25 protein-coding genes are annotated in these 24166 nt (G+C 58.5%); 21 read left to right on the top strand and 4 right to left on the bottom strand.

Annotated features, from left to right (window positions below; all coding sequences use genetic code 11):
* Nucleotides 1–60: 60 nt before the first annotated feature.
* Complete coding sequence (locus tag RAE21_RS18355) at nucleotides 61–2379, bottom strand: tetratricopeptide repeat protein (protein WP_313882589.1); 2319 nt, start codon at nucleotides 2377–2379, stop codon at nucleotides 61–63.
* Nucleotides 2380–2692: 313 nt separating this feature from the next.
* Here RAE21_RS18355 and flhD point away from each other — a divergent pair, with 313 nt between their 5' ends.
* The 11 genes from flhD to RAE21_RS18300 all read left to right on the top strand — a co-directional run bounded on the left by flhD (nucleotide 2693) and on the right by RAE21_RS18300 (nucleotide 12955).
* Nucleotides 2693–3019 carry a flagellar transcriptional regulator FlhD gene (flhD, locus tag RAE21_RS18350; RefSeq protein WP_313882588.1) on the top strand — a complete coding sequence of 109 codons (327 nt, stop codon included), beginning with the start codon at nucleotides 2693–2695 and terminating at the stop codon, nucleotides 3017–3019.
* A 41-nt stretch (nucleotides 3020–3060) separates the two neighbouring features.
* Nucleotides 3061–3600, top strand: a complete 540-nt coding sequence (gene flhC, locus RAE21_RS18345; protein WP_313874181.1) for a flagellar transcriptional regulator FlhC — start codon at nucleotides 3061–3063, stop codon at nucleotides 3598–3600.
* A gap of 163 nt (nucleotides 3601–3763) precedes the next feature.
* Nucleotides 3764–4621: a flagellar motor stator protein MotA gene (gene motA, locus RAE21_RS18340; protein WP_313874182.1), complete on the top strand. Its 858-nt coding sequence runs from the start codon at nucleotides 3764–3766 to the stop codon at nucleotides 4619–4621.
* Nucleotides 4622–4639: 18 nt separating this feature from the next.
* Nucleotides 4640–5581 (top strand): flagellar motor protein MotB, encoded by a 942-nt coding sequence (gene motB, locus RAE21_RS18335; RefSeq protein WP_313882587.1) that lies wholly within the window; start codon nucleotides 4640–4642, stop codon nucleotides 5579–5581.
* A 59-nt stretch (nucleotides 5582–5640) separates the two neighbouring features.
* Nucleotides 5641–6030 (top strand): chemotaxis response regulator CheY, encoded by a 390-nt coding sequence (cheY, locus tag RAE21_RS18330; RefSeq protein WP_313874184.1) that lies wholly within the window; start codon nucleotides 5641–5643, stop codon nucleotides 6028–6030.
* Between the two features lie 2 nt (nucleotides 6031–6032).
* Nucleotides 6033–6668 (top strand): protein phosphatase CheZ, encoded by a 636-nt coding sequence (locus tag RAE21_RS18325; protein ID WP_313874185.1) that lies wholly within the window; start codon nucleotides 6033–6035, stop codon nucleotides 6666–6668.
* A gap of 94 nt (nucleotides 6669–6762) precedes the next feature.
* Nucleotides 6763–7917: an EscU/YscU/HrcU family type III secretion system export apparatus switch protein gene (locus RAE21_RS18320; RefSeq protein ID WP_313882586.1), complete on the top strand. Its 1155-nt coding sequence runs from the start codon at nucleotides 6763–6765 to the stop codon at nucleotides 7915–7917.
* A complete protein-coding gene (flhA, locus tag RAE21_RS18315) occupies nucleotides 7914–9995 on the top strand; it encodes a flagellar biosynthesis protein FlhA (RefSeq protein ID WP_313882585.1) in 2082 nt (693 codons plus the stop codon). The genes RAE21_RS18320 and flhA overlap by 4 nt, the downstream gene beginning before the upstream one ends.
* Nucleotides 9992–11452 (top strand): flagellar biosynthesis GTPase FlhF, encoded by a 1461-nt coding sequence (gene flhF / locus RAE21_RS18310; protein WP_313882584.1) that lies wholly within the window; start codon nucleotides 9992–9994, stop codon nucleotides 11450–11452. Before flhA ends, flhF begins: the two co-directional genes overlap by 4 nt.
* On the top strand, nucleotides 11445–12239 hold the full coding sequence (locus RAE21_RS18305; RefSeq protein ID WP_313874189.1) for a hypothetical protein: 795 nt from the start codon (nucleotides 11445–11447) through the stop codon (nucleotides 12237–12239). The genes flhF and RAE21_RS18305 overlap by 8 nt, the downstream gene beginning before the upstream one ends.
* Complete coding sequence (locus RAE21_RS18300) at nucleotides 12239–12955, top strand: RNA polymerase sigma factor FliA (protein WP_313874190.1); 717 nt, start codon at nucleotides 12239–12241, stop codon at nucleotides 12953–12955. The genes RAE21_RS18305 and RAE21_RS18300 overlap by 1 nt, the downstream gene beginning before the upstream one ends.
* Before the next feature lie 58 nt (nucleotides 12956–13013).
* Here the strand turns inward: RAE21_RS18300 and RAE21_RS18295 are convergent, their stop codons facing one another.
* The 3 genes from RAE21_RS18295 to flgA form a co-directional block, all read right to left on the bottom strand.
* Nucleotides 13014–13391: a hypothetical protein gene (locus tag RAE21_RS18295; RefSeq protein ID WP_313882583.1), complete on the bottom strand. Its 378-nt coding sequence runs from the start codon at nucleotides 13389–13391 to the stop codon at nucleotides 13014–13016.
* Between the two features lie 43 nt (nucleotides 13392–13434).
* On the bottom strand, nucleotides 13435–13767 hold the full coding sequence (gene flgM, locus RAE21_RS18290) for a flagellar biosynthesis anti-sigma factor FlgM (protein ID WP_313882582.1): 333 nt from the start codon (nucleotides 13765–13767) through the stop codon (nucleotides 13435–13437).
* A gap of 93 nt (nucleotides 13768–13860) precedes the next feature.
* Nucleotides 13861–14589: a flagellar basal body P-ring formation chaperone FlgA gene (gene flgA / locus RAE21_RS18285; protein WP_313882581.1), complete on the bottom strand. Its 729-nt coding sequence runs from the start codon at nucleotides 14587–14589 to the stop codon at nucleotides 13861–13863.
* Between the two features lie 175 nt (nucleotides 14590–14764).
* Between flgA and flgB the strand changes: the two genes are divergently transcribed.
* The 10 genes from flgB (at nucleotide 14765) to flgK (ending at nucleotide 24161) form a co-directional block, all read left to right on the top strand.
* A complete protein-coding gene (gene flgB / locus RAE21_RS18280; protein WP_313882580.1) occupies nucleotides 14765–15205 on the top strand; it encodes a flagellar basal body rod protein FlgB in 441 nt (146 codons plus the stop codon).
* 28 nt (nucleotides 15206–15233) lie between these two features.
* Nucleotides 15234–15638 carry a flagellar basal body rod protein FlgC gene (flgC, locus tag RAE21_RS18275; RefSeq protein ID WP_313874195.1) on the top strand — a complete coding sequence of 135 codons (405 nt, stop codon included), beginning with the start codon at nucleotides 15234–15236 and terminating at the stop codon, nucleotides 15636–15638.
* Between the two features lie 17 nt (nucleotides 15639–15655).
* On the top strand, nucleotides 15656–16303 hold the full coding sequence (locus RAE21_RS18270) for a flagellar hook assembly protein FlgD (protein ID WP_313882579.1): 648 nt from the start codon (nucleotides 15656–15658) through the stop codon (nucleotides 16301–16303).
* A gap of 27 nt (nucleotides 16304–16330) precedes the next feature.
* Nucleotides 16331–17734 (top strand): flagellar hook protein FlgE, encoded by a 1404-nt coding sequence (gene flgE, locus RAE21_RS18265; RefSeq protein WP_313882578.1) that lies wholly within the window; start codon nucleotides 16331–16333, stop codon nucleotides 17732–17734.
* Between the two features lie 22 nt (nucleotides 17735–17756).
* Nucleotides 17757–18497, top strand: coding sequence for a flagellar basal body rod protein FlgF (locus RAE21_RS18260; RefSeq protein WP_313882577.1), 741 nt, complete (start codon nucleotides 17757–17759; stop codon nucleotides 18495–18497).
* A gap of 5 nt (nucleotides 18498–18502) precedes the next feature.
* Nucleotides 18503–19285 carry a flagellar basal-body rod protein FlgG gene (flgG, locus tag RAE21_RS18255; protein WP_313882576.1) on the top strand — a complete coding sequence of 261 codons (783 nt, stop codon included), beginning with the start codon at nucleotides 18503–18505 and terminating at the stop codon, nucleotides 19283–19285.
* 9 nt (nucleotides 19286–19294) lie between these two features.
* The gene (locus RAE21_RS18250) at nucleotides 19295–19984 is read left to right on the top strand and encodes a flagellar basal body L-ring protein FlgH (RefSeq protein ID WP_313882575.1); all 690 of its coding nucleotides are present in this window, start codon (nucleotides 19295–19297) and stop codon (nucleotides 19982–19984) included.
* A 66-nt stretch (nucleotides 19985–20050) separates the two neighbouring features.
* Nucleotides 20051–21196, top strand: coding sequence for a flagellar basal body P-ring protein FlgI (locus tag RAE21_RS18245; protein ID WP_313882574.1), 1146 nt, complete (start codon nucleotides 20051–20053; stop codon nucleotides 21194–21196).
* Nucleotide 21197: 1 nt separating this feature from the next.
* Complete coding sequence (gene flgJ / locus RAE21_RS18240; RefSeq protein ID WP_313882573.1) at nucleotides 21198–22157, top strand: flagellar assembly peptidoglycan hydrolase FlgJ; 960 nt, start codon at nucleotides 21198–21200, stop codon at nucleotides 22155–22157.
* An 18-nt stretch (nucleotides 22158–22175) separates the two neighbouring features.
* The gene (gene flgK, locus RAE21_RS18235) at nucleotides 22176–24161 is read left to right on the top strand and encodes a flagellar hook-associated protein FlgK (RefSeq protein ID WP_313882572.1); all 1986 of its coding nucleotides are present in this window, start codon (nucleotides 22176–22178) and stop codon (nucleotides 24159–24161) included.
* The last annotated feature ends 5 nt before the right edge of the window (nucleotides 24162–24166 follow it).

The following is a 24166-nucleotide window of genomic DNA, read 5'->3' as shown; positions in this document are numbered from 1 at the left end:
TGAAACACTGCCGTGCGGCAAAGCCAGTGTGGGAGGTGAAAGGCGGTGCATCTGCGGCCATCAGCCCTGGCTGGCGCACCAGCGGGCAAACATTTGTGCATAGGCGTCTTCCACCTCGCGGGCAAAACCTGCCTCGTCCATCAACGCCGAGGCCTGCATTTGCGCGCGCAGGGTACGGCGGGTCTGGGCTAGGCTGGGCAAGTCGCTGGCAAGCGCCACCAGCTTGCCCACATATTCAGCTTCGCTGCGGGCAATCCACTCGGGGTGCCCTACGGCCGACAGGACCGAGGCACCGAGCGTGCCCATGCTGGGTACTCCAGCCAGCGAAACGAACGGCAGCCCCATATAGAGTGACTCGATCAGCGTGGTGCCTGAGTTTTGCGGAAAGCAATCGAGCGCGATGTCCACCCGGCGCAGCACGTTCCAGGGCGGGCTTTCAAACCCCATGATGACGCGGTCGCGGGAGATGCCCAGCGCGCCAAATCGCGGCAACCATTGTTCGCACACTTCCGCCTGGCTGAAGTTGCCGCTGTTGAGTTCTAGCTTGGAATGGGGTACCCGGTGCAATAGATCAGCCCAGGCCCGAATCACCCCATCGTTGAGGCGCACGGCGCGTGTCAAAGAACCAAAGGTGATGTAGCTATTGCGCAAGGCTGGCAACTCACTCACATCGCCAGCACCAGGGTTCGCCCGGTAGACGAACGGTGTGCGAGGCAAGCGCCACGGGGTTTCAGAGAACAGATGCTCCGAGCCCAACGGCACCGTAGTGACATCGCTCAAGTAGTAGTCGATGGCCGTGAGGCCCGTGGTGTAGCCCGAGTCCAGCCAATGCAGCGACACCGGCGCTGGCTTGCGTGCAAAGGCCCCCAGCCGATGCCCCTTGGTCTGCCCGGCAATGTCCACCAGGATGTCGATGCCGTCGGCCCGGATGCGTGCCGCGAGTTCGTCATCGCTCATCTGGCGCGTATCGATCCAGTGCTCGAACAATGTACGGTAGTGGTCGGTCACATCATCTTCCAGCTCAAAAGGGCCGGAATAGGCAAACAGCTCTACGCGTTGACGGTCGTGGTTTTCCAGCAAAGGCTCCAGAAACGGGCGGCAGGCATGTGTGCGAAACACTGGGGCCACGTACCCCACGCGCAGTCGGCGTTCAGGGTTGCGATCGTTGGTATGGGGGCTCCACAGACGGTGGTGCGGCTCACCAAAATACCGATTGAACCGCTGATAGGCGGCAAAGCGCTCCAGCGGGTCCATCTCAGGCATGCAATTGGCCACAAACAGGTAACTGCTTTGCACGGCCTGGTCCGCCGGGTTCAACTCCAGCGCCCGTTGCAACGACTTCAGGGCTTCGGGCAACCGCCCTTGGTCCTTGAGCAACATGCCCAAGCCTACATGCGCGCGCACCATGTTCGGGTCAAGCTCCAACGCTTTGCGCGCATAGGTTTGCGCCTCCGTAAAGCGGTGCATTTCACCCAGCAAAAGCCCCAGGTTCAGCCACACCTTGGGATCATCCCCACCCACCGCCAAAGCGCTGCGGTAGGCGGCCTCAGACGCAGGCAAACGCGACTGTTGGCGCAAGACCATGGCCAAGTTGAACCAGGCCTCCTTGAAATCCGGCGCATGGCCTACGGCCTGCCGCAGCAGCACCTCCGCCTGCACCAGATCACCCAACTGAGAGCGCGCCAGCCCAAAGTTGCTAAGCAAGGCCACGTCGCGGGGGTTGAGCTGCAAAGCCTGGCGCATCGGCTCTATGGCTTTGCCGTTTTGCCCCAGTTGCATCAACGCAGCACCCAACGACTTGAAGCCCATCGGGCACTGGGGGTATTGGCGCAACATCTTGCGCCCGAGACGCACCACGTCCTCAAACTTCTCTGCTTCAAACAGGCGGCGAATTTCATCGCATTGCTGCGCAGGCGCCATGCGCCCTTGGGGCGGCCGGGCGCTGCGAGCGCGGCGGATGGCAGCATCCGACAGCCTTTGAGCCAACTCGCCGGCAGCATCACCCGACAATCCACCACGGCGGGCGTCTTCCAAAATGTCCTCCGCCAGGGTGTACTCGCCCGCATGTATGAGTGCGTCCACCAAACTCACCCAGTACTGACAATTCTTTGGGTTGGCCTGCAATGCTGCCTGAAAGAAAGGCACCGCAGCCATAAACTGACCGCAATCCACGGCAATTGCTCCAAGGTTATGGTTGGCGTCTGCATGGCCTGGCACTAGGGTCAGCACCGCGCGATACAGCTCCTCCGCTTGGGGTAGGTTTTTTTCTTTGTGAAAAGCCAGAGCAAGTGCCATAGTTTTTTGGGACAACGCATGCACCGACAACTCCGGGTCACCCAAGGGCGCTTCTACCGTAACACTAGAGTGAGTCGCTTGCATTTGATAGTTACCCAATTTCCAAATAAGTACGAGCGGCTAAAACATCGGCGGCGCTTGCCACAATGCTGCAGATGTTGGCGGTGCAATACAAACGTTAAACCCAAAAAAAATACCCAATGACATGCTGTATTTCAAATGAATGGGAGTGTGTAAGAGTTTCCCTTACACCAACGTCAGCGACGAGCCGACATGAAGCTTAGTCATCTTCCGATTCAAGTTCTAGGCACAGAGTTTCAGAATCCACTCCATGGTTTGCAAGCAAGAAATAGCTGACAAACACCCCGCAAATCACTTTACCGGAATGGAGTGTCACATGACCAAAGAACAAATCCTCGCCGAGATCCGCGAAGCCAACATGACCTACCTCATGCTGGCGCAAACTCTCATCCGTCAAGACAAAGCCGAAGCCCTGTTCCGCTTGGGCATGTCGGAAGAAGCTGCCGACATGATCGGCGCACTCTCCCCCGCCCAGATCATGCGCATTGCCTCCGGCAACATGCTGCTGTGCCGCTTCCGTGTCGATGACGACATCGTCTGGAACCTGCTGACCAACCACTCGGTCAACAAAGTGGACAACGACGCCACCACCAAGCTGCACGCCAGCATCCTGATGGCCGGCCGCTTCGCCGAAGCCGTCTGACCCCACCCAAGCCCGAACCGATTTAGTCCAGGAGCAGCACCATGGCAACCCAGAAAAGTGTTTTGAACGATTCCAAGCAAGTGGAACGCGCAGTGTCTTTGATTCAGCTGGGCGCGCGCCTGCAAGTGCTGGAGAGCGAAACCGAGTTGTCATATGAGCGTCTGCTGCGCCTGTACAAAGAAGTGGCAGGCCGCTCACCGAGCAAAGGCCAACTGCCTTTCTCGACCGAATGGTTCCTGACCTGGCAGCCCAACATCCACGCGTCTCTCTTCCAGAACACCTATGAGTACCTGACCAAGGTCAGTGCCATGGAGGATATCGACGCCATCATGGCGGCCTACCGCCTCTATACCGAGCAAATCTCCGCCTGCGGTGTGGAGCCTTTGTTGTCTATCACCCGCGCATGGCGCCTGGTGAAGTTCATTGACAACAATATGTTGTCCATGACCAAGTGCTCCAAGTGCGGTGGCCACTTTGTTTCTGAAGCCTATGAAAACTCGCGTCATTTTGAGTGCGGCCTCTGCAGCCCCCCTGCCCGCGCCGGAAAAGGCGCTTCCACCGGTGGCATACTGCTCCACTAAGCTACTAATTTGATAGCGCATAGTGCATATATCTATTGGGCACCAAGCCTATTTGAAGACATAGTCAAACCATGGGCTACTGCGGGCGATATGATCGTACTGGGCCCTAAAAGCCCCGCTGTTCAACCCTTGAGGCCCACGACCTCCCTGTCACAATGAAACTATGTTTGTAATCATCGGTTGGGTTGTTACGCTCGGTCTGCTGTTTGGGCTCTTTATCGCTCACGGCGGAAATGTGGGTCCCATCATCAAGGCACTGCCTTGGGAAATGGGAATGATCGGGGGCGCGACGGTGGGCGCGTTTCTGGTGAACAACCAGATGAAGGTCATCAAGGCCACCATGAAGGGGCTGGGCGCTTGCTTCAAAGGGAGCAAGTACTCCAAAGCCCGCTACATGGAACTGCTGGCTTTGTTGTTCGACATTTTGCAAAAAGCCCGTAAAGAAGGGCTGATGGCCATCGAAAAAGACGTCGAAGAGCCCGAACAGTCCGAAATTTTCAAGAAATACCCAACCGTGGGCTCCGACCACCATGTGGTGGAATTCATCACCGACTATCTGCGCATGATGGTTTCGGGCAACTTGAATGCCCACGAAATCGAGTCCATCATGGACAGCGAGATCGAAACACACCACCACGAAGAACATGCTGCGGTGTCTGCCATTCAACGTGTAGCTGGTGGATTGCCTGCATTCGGCATCGTGGCTGCGGTGCTGGGGGTGATTAAAACCATGGGCAGCGTGGGCCAACCGCCCGCCGTGTTGGGCGGGATGATCGGCTCGGCGCTGGTAGGAACGTTTTTGGGTATTTTGCTGGCTTACGCATTCGCAGAGCCACTCGCGGGTCTCCTGGAGCAAAAGAACGAAGAGGCCGGCAAAGAACTCCAGTGCATCAAGACAGTGTTGCTGGCAAGCATGCAAGGCTACAACCCTTCCACCGCTATCGAATTCGGCCGCAAAGTGCTGTATTCCACCGAGCGTCCAACCTTCGGCGAACTGGAAGCGCATGTCAAAAAGAAATAAAAGCAGGAGCTTCTGAGCATGGCCGGAGACGCCAAGAAACTCCAACCCATCATCATCAAGCGGGTGAAGAAGGGCGGCCACGCCGCGCATGGTGGAGCCTGGAAGATTGCGTACGCCGACTTTGTGACGGCCATGATGGCCTTTTTCTTGTTGATGTGGCTGCTTGGCAGCACCACAGAAGGCGACAAAAAAGGGATTTCCGACTATTTCCAGTCGCCACTCAAGGTAGCTTTGCAAGGCGGTGCCGGCGCGGGTGCCAGCAACAGCATCATTACCGGCGGAGGCAACGACTTGACCCAGTCCGCCGGACAGTCCAAACGGGGCGAGGGCACCGACTCCAAAGCCAAGAAGAGCGCCGGCGATCAGCGCAAAATTGAACGGGCAAAAAAAGATGCCCAAACCATGGCCGCCGTAGCCGCGAAAATTGCCAGCAGCATATCGAGCAACCCGAAGATGGCGGAGTTCAGCTCGCAGATCAAGCTCGAGATCACACCGGACGGACTCCTGATCCAAATTGTGGACGATCAGCGCCGCCCCATGTTCGATATCGGCAGTTCAGCGGTCAAGCCCTACATGCGGGAAATCTTGAAAGAAATCGGGGTAACCTTGACTGATATCGACAACAAAATCAGCTTGGACGGCCATACCGATCAAACCCCTTACGGCAATGCAGCTCGCGGATACAGTAATTGGGAGCTTTCCGCGGACCGGGCCAATGCCAGTCGCCGCGAACTGATTGCGGCCGGGATGCCCGAAGACAAGTTAGCGCGAGTGGTCGGGATGGCATCGAGTTTGTTGGCAGATCCGCAAAACCCCTTGAGTGCCGCAAACCGGCGCATTAGTATCTTGGTTATGACCAAAGAGGCCGAGGAACGGCTGTTGAGCGGAGCGGTGATCCCACTGGAAAATGAAGTGGAAACAGCCGAGCCCGTGGTGGAAAGCAAAAAAGCCAGTCCATGAAATCTCTAAAATTCAGTCATACTCGTTAAAATCAAAAATCGTACGGTCAAAGGTTATTTATGTCTAAAGAATTGCGCTTTCTCATCGTTGACGATTTCTCCACCATGCGACGGATCGTGCGTAACCTCTTGAAAGAAAGCGGCTACGCTGACGCCGATGAGGCGGAAGACGGTGTAGCGGCTCTACAAAAACTGCGTAACGCGACCTTTGATTTTGTGGTCAGCGATATCAACATGCCCAATATGAACGGTTTCCAGTTGCTCGCTGAAATCAAAAAAGACGAGAAACTCAAACATATCCCGGTTCTGATGGTCACGGCAGAAGCCCGTAAAGAAGACATTGTGCTCGCGGCCCAGCAAGGCGCGTCGGGGTACATCGTCAAGCCTTTCACGAAGGCGACCCTGGAGGACAAGGTCAACCACATTCTCACCAAGATGGGATTGAAATAATCATGTCGACCGAACCCACCCCCTCCACACCGACACTCAGCACGGTAGAAGTCCACCAGCAATTAGGCGCTTTGACGCGGCAGCTGCATGACTCGTTGAACGGGCTGGGGCTCGCTGACAAAGTGAAGGACTGGGCGGGCGAATTGCCTGACGCCAAAAGCCGTTTGTCCTACATCGCAAGATTAACGGGCCAAGCTGCTGAAAAAGTGCTCAACCAGGTAGACCAAGCCAAAGAACAGCACGACTTTATTGCGGCGGAAACACGCCGCATCGGCGAGCTCATTGTCAAAGATCCGGTGGCTGCGGTAGCCAAGGGTCACGTGATGAACTTCATCAACGATGTAGACCAAGCCAGCAAAAAGGTGGACGGACACCTTACCGAGATCATGATGGCGCAAGACTTTCACGACCTCACAGGTCAGGTGATTGCCAAAGTCGTCAATCTGGCAGCAACGATTGAAGAGCAGTTGGTGCTGTTGTTGCTACAAACTGCCCCGCCCGAAGCCGCAGCCAAAGCAGCACCACCTTCAGAATATGTGCCGGCACTTGCCGGGCCCGTGGTCGATGGTCAATCCAACCAGGAAGTCGTGACCGATCAGTCGCAAGTGGACGATTTGCTGGCAAGTCTCGGCTTCTAAACAGACCGGATGAAGGGGCAGAAAGCCCCTCTTTTCACCCTTTAGTTTCAGAGGGTGCTCGCGACAATGGTGAGAACGAAAGAGTCTCACCACTATGGAACAAGGCAGTCAAGATCGCAATTTACCGGCCTCCGAAAGGAAGCTGAAAAAAGCACGTGACGACGGCCAGGTCAGTCGCTCGCAGGACCTGACCCACTTGGGTGTGCTCGGCGCGGGCGCATTAGCCGTTCTCTCCCTCTCCCCCATTTTGTTTGAGCAGCTCAAACTCAGCATGATCCAGCAGCTGAGTTTTGACGCGGACACGGTTCGGCGCACGGGAACCATGGTGCAACGCTTGGGTGATGCCAGCATCATTGGCACGGCCGGATGTGTCGCGTTCGCAGCGATTGTCATGACAGCTGCCATTTTGTCGGCCGTTGCCTCTGGCGGCTGGGTGCAAAGTCTGAAGCCCTTGATGCCCGATTTTTCGCGGCTCAACCCGCTTTCAGGCTTTGCCAATCTCTTTTCTAAAAAGAAGTTCGTCGACACCGCCAAGATGATGTTGATGACGGGCATTTTGTTCACCATCGCAGTGGGCTTTCTCAAATCCGGCATGCAAGAAATGGCGGCCATGCTTCTGCAGCCTTCCCCGGCGGCCATTGCTCAACTCATGAAGTGGATGGTCAGCGGTCTCGGGCTGATGCTATTGGTCATTCTTCTGGCCGCGATGGTCGATGTACCGCTGCAACTTTTCTTGCACAAAGACCAGATGAAGATGTCACACCAAGAGGTGAAAGAAGAAGGTAAAGAGTCCGACGGCAACCCGCAACTCAAAGGAAAGATCCGGCAGAGACAACGCGAAATGGCGCAACGGAGCAGCGTCGGTGCCGTGCCCAAAGCGGACTTCATCGTCATGAACCCGACCCACTTTGCCGTCGCGATCCGCTATGACGAAGCCACGATGCGGGCTCCGCGCGTCATCTCCAAAGGTGCAGATCTTTTGGCCATGCGGATTCGTGATGTGGCCAAGCAGCACTCGATCCCGGTGCTGCAGTCGCCCATGTTGGCGCGCGCACTGTATGCCAACGCCGAGCTGGACCAGGACATTCCTTCTGCGCTTTACACAGCAGTTGCCCAAGTTTTGGCCTACGTGTATCGCCTGCGTGCAGCCATGCGCGGCGAAGGCGTCATGCCGTCCCAAGTACCACAACCCTTTGTTCCGCCTGAACTGGATCCCCAGTCCAAGACCTTGAAGGCAGCCACCGTATGAATACCCCCTTCCAACCTCTCCAGAAGTGGTTTACCAACAATGCTGGCGTGATGCAGGGTGCGGCAGCGCCACTCCTAGTGGTGGCGATTTTGTCCATGATGGTGCTCCCACTGCCTCCTCTGTTGCTGGACATGTTCTTCACCGTCAACATTGCCGTGGCACTGATGGTGATGATGGTCGCGGCTTACATGATCCGACCGCTGGACTTCGCGGCATTCCCCTCGGTGTTGCTGCTCACAACTTTGATGCGCCTGTCGCTGAACGTTGCGTCAACACGCGTCGTGCTGCTGGAGGGGCACACCGGCCCAGGCGCTGCGGGCGCGGTCATTGAGGCCTTCGGCCACTTTCTGATCGGAGGCAACTTTGCCGTCGGTTTGATCGTGTTTTCCATTCTGGTGGTCATCAACTTTGTGGTGGTCACCAAGGGTGCGGAACGGATCGCAGAAGTCTCGGCCCGCTTCACACTGGATGCGATGCCAGGCAAACAAATGGCGGTAGATGCCGACCTGAACGCTGGCCTGATTGATGAGAAAGAAGCCAAGCGCCGTCGCGCAGAGGTAGGTGAGGAAGCCGAGTTTTTCGGATCCATGGACGGCGCATCCAAATTCGTACGCGGTGACGCAGTGGCCGGTATTTTGATCTTGCTGATTACGATTTTCGGTGGCTTTGCTATCGGTATGTTGCAGCACGATCTCAGCGCCTCTCAGGCTGCGAACACTTACATCCTGTTGGCGGTTGGTGACGCACTGGTCGCCCAAATCCCAGGTTTGCTCATCTCGGTGGCCGCCGCCATGGTGGTGTCCCGGGTGGGCAAAGACAAAGACATCGGCAAGCAGATCGTCGGCCAGATGTTTATGTCGCCCAAAGTATTGGGCATTACCGCGGTCATCATGATCATTCTGGGCCTGATCCCCAACATGCCGCATTTTGTGTTCTTGAGTATTGGTGCAGTTCTCGGCTACGGTGCTTGGGTGCTTAATAAAAAGCCGGTCCCGACCGAAACTGACACAGCCCCCGCGGCCCCCACCGGTGACGGCGACGCCACCTGGGATGACCTGCAGCCCGTGGACCAACTGGGCCTGGAACTGGGCTACCGCCTGATTGCATTGGTGGACAAAACTCGCCAGGGCGACCTGCTGAACCGGATCAAAGGTGTGCGCCGCAAGTTTGCCCAAGAGGTGGGCTTCCTGCCACCCCCTGTACACGTCCGGGACAACCTGGAGCTCAAGCCCAGCGCTTACCGAATCACACTGCGCGGCGTGATCGTCGGCGAGGGGGAAGCATTTCCCGGCAACTACCTGGCCATCAACCCCGGTGGTATTACCACCCCGCTGATCGGCACTGCCACCACCGACCCCGCGTTTGGACTCCCCGCACACTGGATCGATGAACGCCAGAAGGAAGCCGCACAAATGGCCGGATTTACGGTGGTTGATTCTGAGACTGTCATGGCAACCCATTTGTCACACTTGATGCAAGTCCAGGCCTCCAAGCTCTTGAGCCGGACAGAAACACAACAACTGGTGGAACACGTGGCGAAACTGGCTCCTAAACTCATTGAAGAGGTCGTCCCCAAGATGGTGTCGATTGCCGTCTTCCAAAAGGTGCTGCAGCTGCTTTTGGATGAGTCGGTGCACATCCGGGATATTCGCACCATCATCGAGTCGATTGCGGAGCACGCCCCCTCCACCACAGACCCTGCTGAGCTGGCCAAGCGTGTTCGCGTGGCCCTGTCGCCCGCCATCGTGCAGCAGATTTACGGGCCGACACGTGAACTCAATGTCATAGCCATCGATCCCGGCCTCGAGCGGCTGCTGGTGCAAGCCTTGGGCAGTGCATCCGGATCTGCTTTGGATCCGGGCGTAGCCGACATGCTCAGCCGCAATGCTGCAGAAACAGCGATGAAGCAAGAAGAGGTCGGCGTACCGGCCTGCCTGCTGGTGCCAGACCAGATCCGCGGCGCGATTTCCCGCCTGGTCCGCCGCGTCGCACCCCGCTTGCAAGTGCTTGGTCACAGTGAAATTCCAGAAACCCACACTATCCGTATCGGTCCGATTTTGAGAGGCGCCACATCATGAACGTCCAACGCTTTACAGCCGCCACCTCACGCGAAGCGTTAGCCAAGGCCCGTCAGGCCTTTGGTGAAGGCACCCTTATCCTATCCAACCGCCCAACAGCGAATGGCGTTGAAGTCGTTGCCACAGCTGAAGACAGCTTGGCCACCCTCGACGCGGCAGTCAGTCGCACCGCCGCCCGCTCGGGTGGAAGCTCCCAGCAACGGCAGCAGCCCCCCAGCTACCGCGAAGTGGCGAGCAAAGTGGAAGAGGACGCAGAGCAGCTGGCGATGAGCACCCTCTCCTTCCAGGACTACGTGCGGGAGCGCATGTTGCGCCGCCGGGCCGAGGCACAGCAGATCCCTGTCTTGCAGCCCGAAGTGACCTCCATGCCGATGCCTGCACCGGCGCCCGTGCCGCTCGAGCGCCCGCAACCCACTTTGACACAGCGCATTGCGATCGACATCGAGTCGCAGCCCAAGCGGGCAGCCCCCGTGCGGCAAGCTGCACCCGCTCCGCAAGCGCCGGCAGTGAACAAAATCGTCATGGACGAGTTGCACGCCATGAAGGAACTGATCGAGGACCGTTTCAACACCCTCACCTGGTTGGGTCAAGCGAAACAAAATCCGATCCAGTCCAACATGATGCTCAAGATGATCCGGGCCGGCTACTCGCCGACGCTTTCACGGGCGATCTTGGAGCGCTTGCCAGATGACATGGATGCACCCGAATCCGTTCGCTGGGTGATGGACGTGTTGGAACGTAACCTGCATACCGATGCCGCCATTCCGGCACTCCACGAAGAAGGTGGCGTGTTTGCACTCATGGGTGCCACAGGGGTTGGCAAAACCACCACAGCGGCCAAGCTCGCGGGCTTGTGCGCGCGGACCCATGGTCCCGGCAGTGTGGGCCTGATCACCTTGGACACTTACCGCATAGGCGCCCATGAGCAGCTGCGCGCTTATGGAAAGATGCTGGGCGTAGTGGCCCACCTCGCCCATGACAAAGCGGCCTTGCAAGACTTGCTGGGCCTCCTCTCCAACAAAAAAATGGTGTTGATTGACACCACCGGCATCGCACCGCGGGACCCCCGCAAACGCGAGCTGCTGGAGTTACTCGACCTTCCGGAGATCAAACGCTTGTTGGTCCTGAATGCCGGAGGCCATGGGGACACCATGGACGAAGCTGTAGCCTGCTTCAAAACCGGAGAGACACAGCAAGTCATCCTGTCGAAGACCGATGAAGCGGTCAAACTCGGACCTTCGATCGATGCCTGCATTCGCCACCAACTGATGTTGCGGGGCACTACTACTGGTCAACGCGTCCCCGAAGACTGGGAAGCTGCAGTTGCCAGCAAGTTGGTCCGCACCTCCATGCGGAGCACGGGGGCCTCTGCCTACGACCCGAAAACGACCGATCTGGGCTTTTTCTTCAGCCAACCTGCCAACACCACTGCACACAAGGGGCGTATGAATGCTTGAAAGCCCACCGAATCAGGCCGCCGGCTTGATGGACTTTGCCGTCCCTCAAACGCCGAAACTGTTGGCCATGGTGAGCCATGGAGATGAACAGGCAGAACTCCCACTGCTGCTGCGGGTGTGCGCCGCACTGGTCGGATTCGGCTACACCGTGACGGTCCTGGACGGGTCGGTACTGGAAACGACCGACAACCCCGGCTTAGAGCAATTGTTGAATTTCACGTTCACCCAGAGCACGGGAACCGAGGCCCCATCCTGGAGCATTCTTCCTGCGGGCCTAGGACTCCAAAGCCTCGCAGCGGCCCATCGGCATGGCGGTCCGGGGCTTGGTGACTGCGGTTCATTTTTTCCGCTTGAAAGCGTAGTGATCATTTATGCCAATGCACACAGCTTGACGCCGCTAATCAAGGGAAGCCAGATACGCCCGCTGTTGGCCATGTCGGCAGCAAAAACCTCATTATTGACCACTTACCTCGCCCTCAAGCGCTTGTTGCTCAAAGCCAAGGTTGAGCCTACTATTGTGAATATGGTGGATCCGTCGAAGCCCGCCCAAGCCCACTCCACCACACCCACCAGCTTGAGCGACTGCGCCAAGTACTTTTTGAACTACGACGTGTTTCCGATTCACATCACAGCACCCATGGGGGATGAGCGCCCGTCGCCGTCCATTGAGCGATTGGCTCTGGGCCTGCTGGAAAACGCCATGTCGCTCGAAACGGGCTGGGCCTACGCGCCCCCCCAACAGAATCGTCAGTCTTTTAGCAGCCTAGCAGCCTCAGGGAGACATTGATGTACACCGCCAAAGGGCAGCTCGACCGCTCCGCATTGATCAAACAGTACCAGCCCTTGGTACGACGTTTGGCCCATCACATGATGGCCAAGCTACCGGCAAGTGTTGAGGTGGATGATCTGATCCAGGTGGGCCTTATCGGCCTGTCAGATGCCTTGTCCCGCTACGAGGCATCTCAAGGTGTTCAGTTCGAAACCTTTGCCACCCAACGCATACGCGGCGCGATGCTCGACGAGCTCCGCGAGAATGATTGGATGTCACGCGGCTCCCGCAAAAGCCAAAAAGAAATTGAAACTGCGTTACGCCGCCTGGAGCACAGGCTCGGGCGCAGCCCTGCAGAGTCCGAGATCGCCGCAGAACTGGGGATGTCTCTCGCGGATTACCAGTCCCTGCTGGGCAAAGTGCGAGGCACCCAATTGGTGTATCTGGAGGACATGTCCCGCCGCAATGAAGACGATGACACCTACCTCGACCGCCATGTGGCTGATCAGGATGCAGATCCGCTCAACATGCTGCGCGATCAGCGCCTGCGGCAATCGTTGGTCGACGCCATCAAGGGGCTCCCCGAAAGAGAGCAATACATCATGAGCATGTATTACGAACAGGACATGAATCTGAAAGAAATCGCAGCGGTGCTGGACGTTACCGAGTCACGGGTATGCCAGTTACACAGCCAATCGATTGCCAGGCTGCGCGCCAAAATGCGATCACACTAAGGTGAATGAACTGCATAAAAAAGGGCCCGTGAGGCCCTTTTTTATGCTCTGCAGGCCTTCAGGCACTTACCGCAGCCAATCGTCCTGAGGATTTGGGACCTGCGCCGTAATTACCGCCCCCCGCATAGGTGGGATCCACGGAAGCAGGTACCACCAGGTTCAGCGCTTGCTCCACCAACATGGCACGACGCAACAAACTGGATCGCACTATTTGTAAACCCTCGGCCAACGCTTTGACACGTTCTGCAATGCCTGGCTCTACCAAGCCTTGGCGCTGCCATTGCTGCCAAACCCCGGCAAGACTGACGGCTGTTTTCTGGATCTGTTCTGACAAAGCCGGCAAGGTTTCTGCGTCGCCGGTTGCAACAGCTAGTGCAAGGTCGTTGAACTGGACCTCCAGCGCATCGAAGTAAGAATCAGGTTGGATGGTGCTCATGGGGTCCCCCTCGTATCAATGGCGATACGCAGGAGGCACGCACTTACCGGGTCGTTCGGTTCAGCATTTCCTGCGCGTTGGATAACAGCTTGTCGGCAATCGCTTCCGCATTCACGGAAAACGTGCCGTTTTGGATAGACGCCCGCACCGACTCCACTTTGGCCAGATCGACGTCCGAGGCTTCGCTGCGCTCGGGCTTCTCCAAAGCGCGCGCCGCGGTCGACACCGTCACAGCCACGCCGGCGGACCGGGTGCTCTGAGTGGCGTTGGTGTTCGCATTGGCCGCCGCATTGCTGCTCTGCGCAGCCTTTTGGGCAGCACCGGACACCGTAGTGGATACGGAAGCGGGTAATTCTGAGGGTTGACCAATTTTCATCGCGTTCTCCAAAACTACGGTAAGCGTAGCCTCGTACGATGTTTATCGGTCGGGTTCGGGCTAACTTTAGGGCTATTTTCACGATTTTCGCCTCTAAAGGTCTATTTTGACTGTACGCACATCCAGCACAGTCCCCGATGTCACCCGACCGTTGTCCATTTTGACGCGGGCCTGCTGCCCCACCACCCCAGCGGAAAGCGCCTGGGCCTCACTGGAAATCTGAAAGCCGGGGCCCTGCGCCACAATTTTGACGGTAGCCCCCGCCTGAAAAACTTGGGCCGGCCGCAACATGCCTTGGCGCAGCGCTTGTCCGGTCGTCAACGCGCGGGACGCTGTCTGCCCCATCCAGGCAGCCCGGTCCGTGAGGATCGCGCCCTGCTCTTCCGCCCAATCAACCTCGCCGCGTGTGACATCACTCTCCGTGACTGCCGTGCCCGCCGCGAGCTGTGTTTTCACGACCCACGCTTCACCGAGTGCCCGCACAGTGACCGGCAGCGTGACGTTCCAACGGCTGATGCCGTCCACACAACGCACCCCGACGCGACTGCGCCCCCAGAGTCGCGCACCCGGTGGCACATACGCTTCCATGTTGCCGCATGCCGCCAAGCGCACACGCGCATCGAGCGCACCTACGGTGACGTCCATCCGCAAAGGCGTCGGCTCAGCGCGTTGACTTTTCTGCACCGCCTCAACCGCCCATTGCTGCGCAAGGGCCTGCACTCCCTGTGCCACCTGCTCTTGAGCGAATACAGGAGCCGCGCAAGCAACCAACGCTATCCACAAGGCGTGCGCGGGTTGGAGAGAGGTGCGAATTGCGGGCATAGGAGGCTCCAGAAGTTGCTTCAACTATAGGAAGCAGCGCCCACGAAGAAGCCCGCAAATACACAGCTTTCAGCGCCTTATTCCAAAGCTCAAAAATTAAAGCTTTTCCCATAATTGCCCCACGTCACCAGCCGGCCCGCTTGCTGGGACCCGACGATCAACCGTTGAGGTATCTATGTTTTCGAAACTAACCAATGCTTTAGATTTCCAATCAAAGGGGTTGGTGCTGCGCGCAGAGCGGCAACGCGTCATCGCCAGCAACATCGCAAACGCCGACACGCCCGGGTTTTCCGGCCGCGACTTTGACTTCAAAAAAGCCATGGCGGAAGCGACTTCCGGCCCTGCTTTTCCCATGGCCACTCCCTCTAGCGGCCCCAACAGTGACGGAACAACCAATGCCCGCCACATACCGATCAGCAACATTGACAGCTCCACGCTGGGCGACAACAGCAGGCTTGCCTACACGCTCCAGACGCAGCCCGCCATGGACGGCAATAGCGTGGATATGGACCGTGAGCGCGCCAACTTCGTCGACAACTCCGTCCGCTATGAAGCCACGCTCCGTTTTATTAACGGCTCTTCCCGAACAATCTTGAGCGCGATTCAAGGCCAGTAAGCACTGAATTAGCCAGAGGAGACCCTCCATGTCCATGTTTTCCATCTTCAACGTCAGCGGCAGTGCCGTCAGCGCCCAGTCCCAGCGCCTCAACGTCGTGGCCAGCAACCTGGCCAATGCGGATGCCGTGGCCGGCCCGGACGGCCAGGGTTACAAAAGCCGCCAAGTGGTGTTTGAAACCGTGCCCATGGGCTCGGAGGCTTCGGCAGGCGTCAAAGTGAACGCCATCAAGGAAAGCAACGAGCCCCTGCGCAAAGTGCACAACCCGATGCACCCCTCGGCAGATGCAGAAGGCTACGTCACCCAATCCAACGTGAATCCCGTCGAAGAAATGGTCAACATGATTTCTGCGTCACGCTCGTACCAGAACAACGTGGAAGTCATGAACACGGCCAAAAGTCTGCTGCTCAAAACGCTGCAGATGGGTCAATAAATTCAAGGACGCTCACCATGGCCACCGCAGTCAGTAACAACACCGCACTCTCCGGCACCAGTGCCACATCAAGTGGAACCGTCAGCGCCCAAGAGCAAACAGACCGATTCATGAAATTGTTGGTTGCACAACTCAACAACCAGGATCCCATGAACCCGATGGATAACGCCCAGATGACCAGCCAGATCGCGCAGATCAACACGGTCTCCGGCATCCAGGAGCTCAACGCCACGATGCAAAGCATGGCGGCCCAGTTCACCTCCATGCAAGTCTTGCAGGGTGCCAGTATGGTGGGGCATGGGGTACTCGTAGAGTCGAACACCCTGTCGATCGATGGCGGCACGGCCAAAGGTGCCATCAATCTGGCCAGCAAGGCAGACAAAGTCACGATCGACATCAAGACCGCTGGCGGCCAATTGCTGGAAACCATCAACCTTGGCGCATTACCGGCCGGTCAGAGCAACTTCCAATGGGACGCCTCCAAATACAGCGGCCTGAGCAGTGTCAACTTCAAGGTGAACGCGACCCAAGGCGGAAACACCGTCAAGAGTACCGATCTGGCACAAGACACCGTAACGGCCGTTGGCACAGAAAACGGAGCCATGTCGCTCCAGCTCAAAGGCCGCACGGCAGTCGCCTACAGCGCCATCAAATCCATTCTCTAACACCCCATTTCCCAAGAGGTAACCACCATGAGCTTTCAAACAGGACTCTCCGGCCTCAACGGCGCCAGCAAAAGTCTGGACGTGATCGGCAACAACATCGCCAACGCCAATACCGTGGGAATGAAATACTCCCGCACAGAGTTTTCTTCACTGGTCGCAGGCCAGCTGGGCGCTGCAGGCGGAAGTACCGGCAACACACCGGGTATCGGGGTGACCGTGGGCACGATCGCGCAGCAGTTCTCCCAGGGCAATATCAGCATCACTGGAAATAGCCTTGACGTAGCGGTCAACGGCGGTGGCTTCTTTCAACTCACCCAGCCTGACGGCTCCACCGCTTACACCCGTGACGGCCAGTTCAAGCTGGACTCCGACGGCAACCTGGTCACCAACAGTGGTGCCAACGTGATGGGCTTCCCCACCGACTTGCTGGGAAACAGGACCAGCATCACGCCGCAGCCCATGGTGATTCCGACCAGCGCCCCGATTCCCGCCCAAAGAACCAGAGAAATCACGGCGGAGTTCAATCTGGATGCTCGGACCAAGCCTGCAATCCAAACAACACCGCCAACGCCGATTTCGACCTACGGCACCACACTCACCGCGTTTGACTCGCAAGGTAACGAGGTCCCAGTGAGTCTGTACTTCGTCAAGCGCGGCCCGGACACCACAGCTAACCCGGCAGTTCTGACGGACACATGGGACGTCTATGACGCCAGCACCGTGGCTGCAGGCACTACCGCGCTCAACACCAATGCTGCCCGATATGCTACGCACCAGGCCAACGTGGCCTACAACACCACCACCCCGCCACCGACAGACCTAAAACCCACCTTCGCGGCCGCAGGCACCGGCGCCTTTGCCGCACCCGCGCTCACCACGGTGGCGACAGGCGCGCTATTCCAGTTGAACTACGACGCCAATGGCAAATTGACATCGCCGCTAGCCGCTCAAACTCTGAACTTGACATCGCCCAACACGGCGATCGGCACCTTCAGCACCACCCTGGATCTGACAAAAACAACGCAGTACGGCACTACGTTTGCCGTCTCCAACCTGACCCAGGACGGCTATACCGCCGGCGATCTGACCGGCATCTCCATTGACCCGAGTGGCGTGATTACCACCCGCTACTCGAACGGTGAGACCCAGTCCCGCGGCCAACTTTTGCTGGCGGACTTCCGCAACGTGCAAGGTTTGACACCTATCAGCGGCGGGAACTGGACCGAGTCGTTTGCATCCGGGCAACCGGTGCTCGGCAACCCGGGTTTGGGCAAGTTCGGTGGCCTGCGCTCAGGCGCCCTCGAAGACTCCAACGTCGACCTCACGGGTGAGCTCGTCAACATGATGACCGCCCAGCGTAATTACCAAGCCAATGCACAAACCATCAAGACCCAGGACCAGATCCTGTCGACCTTGGTCAATTTGCGTTAACCATCAGCAGGACTGAAACACCATGGACCGCATGATATACACCGCCATGACCGGCGCCAATGCGGCGGCGAGCCGGCAGTCGGTCATCGCCAACAACCTTGCCAACGTCTCCACCAATGGCTTTCGCGCGCAGCTGGCAACGTACCGCGCGGTACCCCTGCGCGGCGAAGGCGCAACCACCCGGGTTTTTGCCCTCGAAGCAACGGCCGGACACCTCGACACTCCCGGCCCTGCCATGCGCACTGACCGCAGTCTCGACGTCATGGCCAAAGACGGTGCATGGTTCGCAGTGCAAGGCCTAGACGGCACCGAGGCCTACACCCGCAACGGGCATGTGGAAGTCGCCACAGACGGCACACTGACCACCGGCAACGGGCTGCAGGTCCTCTCCAGCGACGGCTCCCCCATCACATCGCCCGCCGGGGCTGAACTCACCATTCAACCGGACGGCACGGTCAGCGCCAAAGTCGGCAACCAGCCGGCCAACGCGATCGGCAGGCTCAAACTGGTGGTTCCCACCCCGGAAGACCCGCTCGTGCGCAGCGGCGATGGTTTGTTCCGCGCCTTGTCCGGCGATCCGCTGAACAACGAAGACACCGCGCGCGTGCAGGCCGGCATGCTGGAAGGCTCCAATGTCAATGCGATCGAAGCCATGGTCGGCATGATCCAAACCGCACGCCAGTTCGAAGCCCAAACCCGCCTCATGCAAACGGCCGAGTCGAATGACCGTTCTGCTGGGCAACTCTTGAACATGCAAGGATAAACACCATGATCAACTCGCTCTGGATTTCCAAAACGGGCATGGAAGCCCAACAAATGCAGTTGGACGTGATCTCCAACAACTTGGCCAACGTGTCTACCAATGGCTTCAAAAAATCGCACGCGGTCTTTGAAGACTTGATGTACCAGAACCTGCGCCAGGTCGGCTCCAACACGTCTGAGCAGTCCACCCTACCTACCGGCTTGCAGCTCGGCTTGGGTGTGCGCACCGTGGCGACCAGCCGATCATTTGCACAAGGCAACCTGCAACAGTCCAGCAACAATCTGGACGTGGCGATCCAAGGCAACGGCTTCTTTCAAGTCACCATGCCCGACGGCACCACCGGCTACACCCGCGACGGTGCCTTCCAGGTCGACAACACCGGCCGCATGGTCACCTCCAACGGGCTGCCGATCTTGAACGGCATTACCGTTCCCGCCAACGCCACCAGCCTCGCGATTGCGCAAGACGGCAACGTGACCGCCACCATTCCCGGCAACGTGGCGCCCCAACCGATCGGCACCATCACCCTGGCCAGCTTTATCAACCCGGCAGGCCTGGAGCCCAAAGGGCAAAACATTTACGCAGAAAGCGCCGCATCAGGCCAGCCCAACGCCGGCACCGCAGGCGCCAACGGCCTGGGCACTTTGGCCCAAGGGTTTGTCGAAACCTCCAACGTCAACGTAGTCCAGGAGCTGGTCACCATGATCCAGACCCAGCGGGCCTATGAAATGAACTCCAAGGCCATTCAAACCTCTGACCAGATGCTGCAAAAGCTCGGCCAGCTGTAAGGACCCACCATGACACACCGACGCCTACACCGCATCGCAGCCGCAGTGGCCATCGGCTTGCTGGCAGCAGGCTGCCAGCAATTGCCGCAAAAAGTCGCCGTCGACTTTGTGGAGCCGCGCGTTCCTGCGGCGCCTATCGTGTCGGTAGCGTCCAAACCGGCCAACGGCAGCATCTACCAAACCGCTGCCTACCGCCCTGCCTTTGAAGACCGGCGTGCACGCCTGGTCGGCGACAACGTCACGATCCAAATCGTCGAAAACGTCACTGCCAGCCAAAAGTCCACCTCCACGGTCAACCGCAATAGTTCTATCGACTCCGCCATTACAGCCCTGCCGGATCAAACACTGGCGGGCCTGGGCAAACTCAACATTGGCGCTGCGACCAACAACAACTTCTCAGGCAAGGGCGGCACCGAGAGTGCCAACACCTTTGCCGGGTCGATCACCGCCACCGTCATTGAAACCCTGCCCAACGGGCACCTGATCGTGACAGGTGAAAAGCAGATCGGCGTCAACCAAAATGTGGACGTGCTCCGCTTCTCGGGCACCATCGACCCACGGATGCTGCAACCCGGCAGCGTGATCAGCTCCACCCAGGTGGCGAATGTGCGCGTCGAGTCCCGCGGACGCGGTGCACAGGGTGAAGCGCAAACAGTTGGCTGGTTATCACGGTTCTTTTTGAGTTTTCAGCCCTTCTAAAGAAATCCAGAATAGTGCCGAGGGGTAACAGATCCAGTCGGATCGCCCCGTTAACCGACTCGGCACATGACACACTGGAACCACTTAGCGAACACCTTCCGCTCACAGCGCTGGGGCGGCTTGTTGGTGGCAATTGCCATGGTCGCAGCCCCTGCGGCCCATGGCGCCAAACGCATCAAGGAAGTCGCCGCCATCGAAGGCGTGCGCAGCAACCAGTTGACGGGCTTTGGCCTCGTCATCGGCCTCGATGGCACCGGTGACCAAACCACCCAGATGCCTTACACCACGCAAGGCCTCAAAAACTACATGGAGCAGCTCGGTCTCACCCTGACGCCCGCCTCCCAGAACCAGTTGCAAATGAAAAACGTGGCGGCCGTACTGGTCACCGCGCAGCTGCCCGCGTTTGCCCGGCCAGGACAACTGCTCGACATCAATGTCTCCTCACTGGGCAACGCCAAGTCCCTTAAAGGCGGCACATTGATTGCCACCCCCCTCAAAGGGGCCGATGGCGAGGTCTATGCCATGGCACAAGGTAATTTGATCGTGGCCGGTGCCGGCGCAGCAGCCGGCGGCAGCAAAGTGCAGGTCAACCACTTGAGCGCCGGGCGCATTCCGGATGGTGCGCAAGTTGAGCGCTCTGTCCCCACCAGCTTGCAAGACGGCCCCACCATCAACCTGAGCCTGAGCGCGTCGGACTTCCAGACCGCGCGCAAAGTAGCCCAGGCCGTCAACACCCGTTTCGGCCCCGGCGTGGCTCAAGCCCTGGACGGCCGTACGGTGCAGGTCAAGGCCCCGACCAACCCCAACGACCGCGTCAGCTTCATTGCTGACATGGAAGAGCTGCCTGTTGACAACTCGATTGCTGCCGCCAAGATCATCATCAACTCGCGCACCGGCTCTATCGTCATGAACCAGGCGGTCACCCTGGGTGCCTGTGCGATCGCCCATGGCAACTTGTCGGTCAGCGTCTCGTCCAGCCCCGTCATCAGTCAGCCCAACCCGCTCTCGGGCGGACAGACCGTGGTCGGTGAAAAGGCCAACATCGAGATCAAGCAAGATGCCGGCAAACTCATCCAGCTGCCCCAAGCGGCCCAGCTCACCGATGTGGTCAAGGCCCTGAATTCGCTGGGCGCGACCCCCCAAGACTTGTTGGCCATTTTGCAAGCGATCAAATTGGCCGGTGCCTTGAACGCGGAGTTGGAGGTGATTTGACATGAGCTACGGTTCTGCCCTCGGCTCCACGCCGATATCCAGCGCCCAAGACCTGGTCGCTGATGCCCGCTCCCTGAGCGCCCTCAAAGCCGGTGCCGACAAAGCCACGCCGGACACCATCCGCGAAACCGCCAAACAGTTCGAGTCGCTGTTCATGCGCGAGCTCCTCAAAAGCATGCGCGAAGCGACCATGAAATCCGGCATGCTGGACAACGCCGGCAGTGACCTTGGCACCGACCTGTTCGACCAGCAAATGTCGGTCAGCATGTCCGGCCAGCCCGGCGGCCTATCCGACCTGATTGCCCAGCAGCTCAGCCGCCAGATGGGTGTGGAAATGCCCGGCTCCACCGTCGGTATGGCTAACAGCAGCAGCCTGCAGCCCGTCAAGGCACCCGACACACTGACCCCGAAAAGCAGCGTTGGCAAACTCACCGCATCCGATATGGCACTGACGCCGGTCGCCCCTAAAAAGGCGCCTACCAGCACCCAGGCGGATTTCGTGTCCAAGCACACCGACGCTGCCAACAAAATCGAAAAGGCCACCGGCATTCCAGCCAGCTTCATGCTCGGCCAGGCGGGCCACGAAACAGGCTGGGGCAAGCACCAGATCAAGAACAAAGACGGCAGCAACTCCTTCAATCTGTTCGGCATCAAGGCCGGATCCAGCTGGACCGGCAAAGTCGCCGAAATCACAACCACCGAGTATGTGAATGGCGTCGCGCAAAAGAAGATCGCCAAATTCCGCGCCTACGACTCTTTTGAAGACTCTTTCAAAGACTACGCCCGCCTGATTTCAGACAGCCCGCGCTATGCCAAGGCACGCCAGCAAACCCAGTCCGTCACGGCCTTTGCCACCGGCCTGCAAAAAGCCGGCTACGCCACCGACCCCGAGTACGCAGCCAAACTGAGCCGCGCCATCAACACCACCTTGCATCTGCGCCGCGCGCAAGTGCAGGCGTAATCGAGCCAGCGACAGACTATGAGCGTCCTCAATATCGGCACCCGGGCTCTGCAGGCCAATCAGATCGCCCTGCAGACTGCCGGCAACAACATCGCCAACGTCAACACGCCCGGCTATTCGCGCCAAAGCGTGGTGCTCACCGCGGTGGAGGGGCAGTTCACCGGAGGTGGCTACATCGGCAAAGGCGTGGATGTGCAAACCATCCAACGCAACTTCAGCGCTTTCCTGACCCGCCAAGCCACATTGGCCAGTGCCACCCAAAACGCGGATGTCGCCCGCTCCAACAAGCTCAACCAGCTCCAGGACATCTTCTCAGGCGGCAGCACCGGTTTGGGCGCCGCGGTCAGCGACATGATGAACGCGTTTTCTGACGTCGCCAGCGCCCCGACCGACCTCACCGCCCGCACCGTGGCACTCACCCGTGTGGACGAAACAGCGGGCCGCTTCCGCGCCGCAGCCCAGGCCATCAAAGACCTGCAGACCGGGGTATCGCAAGAGATCAGTCAGAAGGTCAATAACATCAATACCCTGGCAAAAAATATTGCCGATGTGAACGACGAAATCGCACGTGCACAAGGCAAGGGCCAGCCTCCGAACGATCTGCTCGACCGACGCGACCAACTGGTGCGCGAACTCAATCAGTTCGTGCAAACCACCTCCATCGCCGCAGACGACGGCAGCGTGGGCATCTTTTTGGCGGGCAGCCAGCCTCTGGTACTCGGAACCACCGTATCGCCCGTGTCGCTCGTTAGCGATGACTTTGGCGACACGCTGAAAAGCAAGCTCTCCATCATCCGCGATGGTCGGCAGGTCCTGCTGGACGAAAACGCGTTGGGTGGCGGTGAGGTATCGGGATTGTTGCGTTTTCAAAACAATGATTTGGTGGAGGGGCGCAACCTGCTCGGACGTCTCACCTTGGCGATTACCACTCAAATGAACGAGCAACATGCACTCGGGCTTGACCTGGATGGCAAGGCAGGCGGAGACTTGTTCACCCGCATTGATATCAACACCACGGCCAACATCAGCAAACCCACAGCTCCCGCCACCCTGAATACGGGAACTGCAGCCCTCAGCCTCTCTATTAAAGATTCCACGCAGTTCGCGGCATCCGATTACGAGGTGAATTTCAACTCGGCCACCTCCGGCAACATTACCCGCAAATCCGATGGCAAAGTAATTACCTTCCCGCAGACTCCACCGGCCACCGCGCCCGCGCTGGCCAGCGTAGATGGACTCAACATCAACCTGGCTTCTGGCGCTGCCAATGTCGGCGATCGCTTTTTAATCAAACCATTCGCTACATCGGCAGACAATGTTGCCCGCGTATTCTCCACCCCGCGCCAACTGGCGGTGGCCAGTCCGATTGCCGGCGCCATGGGCACCGTCAACAAGGGCAGTTTGCAACTTGTCTCTTTGAATGCGCTCACCAACAACCAATCGGCCACGCCCCATTCGCCCGTCACGCTCACTTTTGCCGTGAATGTCACCACGAACGCCGTCACTTACACCCGGAGCGACGAAGTGCCGGTCGCCAACACCACCAGCTACCCGTTCGACCCGAACACCCCCATCACGGCGGTGGACCCTCTCGCAAACTGGAGCCTGAAACTCACAGGCACACCAAAGACAGGGGATACCTTCAAAGTGGTGGACATCAAGGACCCGGCCTTCAAGCTCGACCTCAAGCTCAACGGCGGCAACGCCACGGCCATGATGAACCTGCGCGACAAAGCCATGTTCGATGGCTCGGTCATGACCGACGGCTATGCCAGCGCGATATCGCAGATCGGCATCCGCACCCAGAGTGCCGGCTACTCCGCTACGGTATCGAGCACGATTGCCGCCAATCTGGAGCAGGACCGCAGCGCGGTCTCCGGCGTCAACCTTGACGAAGAGGCCGCCAAACTCATCCAATACCAGCAGGCCTACCAGGCCTCTGCCAAGATGATCCAGATCGCACAAAACATATTCGACACCCTGATCCAGGGCCTAGGCCGTTAAGGCCT

The sequence above is a fragment of the Rhodoferax potami genome (assembly GCF_032193765.1).
In the GTDB taxonomy this organism is placed as follows: domain Bacteria; phylum Pseudomonadota; class Gammaproteobacteria; order Burkholderiales; family Burkholderiaceae_C; genus Allorhodoferax; species Allorhodoferax potami.
Note: the sequence above shows the minus strand (reverse complement) of the source record. Positions and strands in the feature narration are given on the sequence as shown.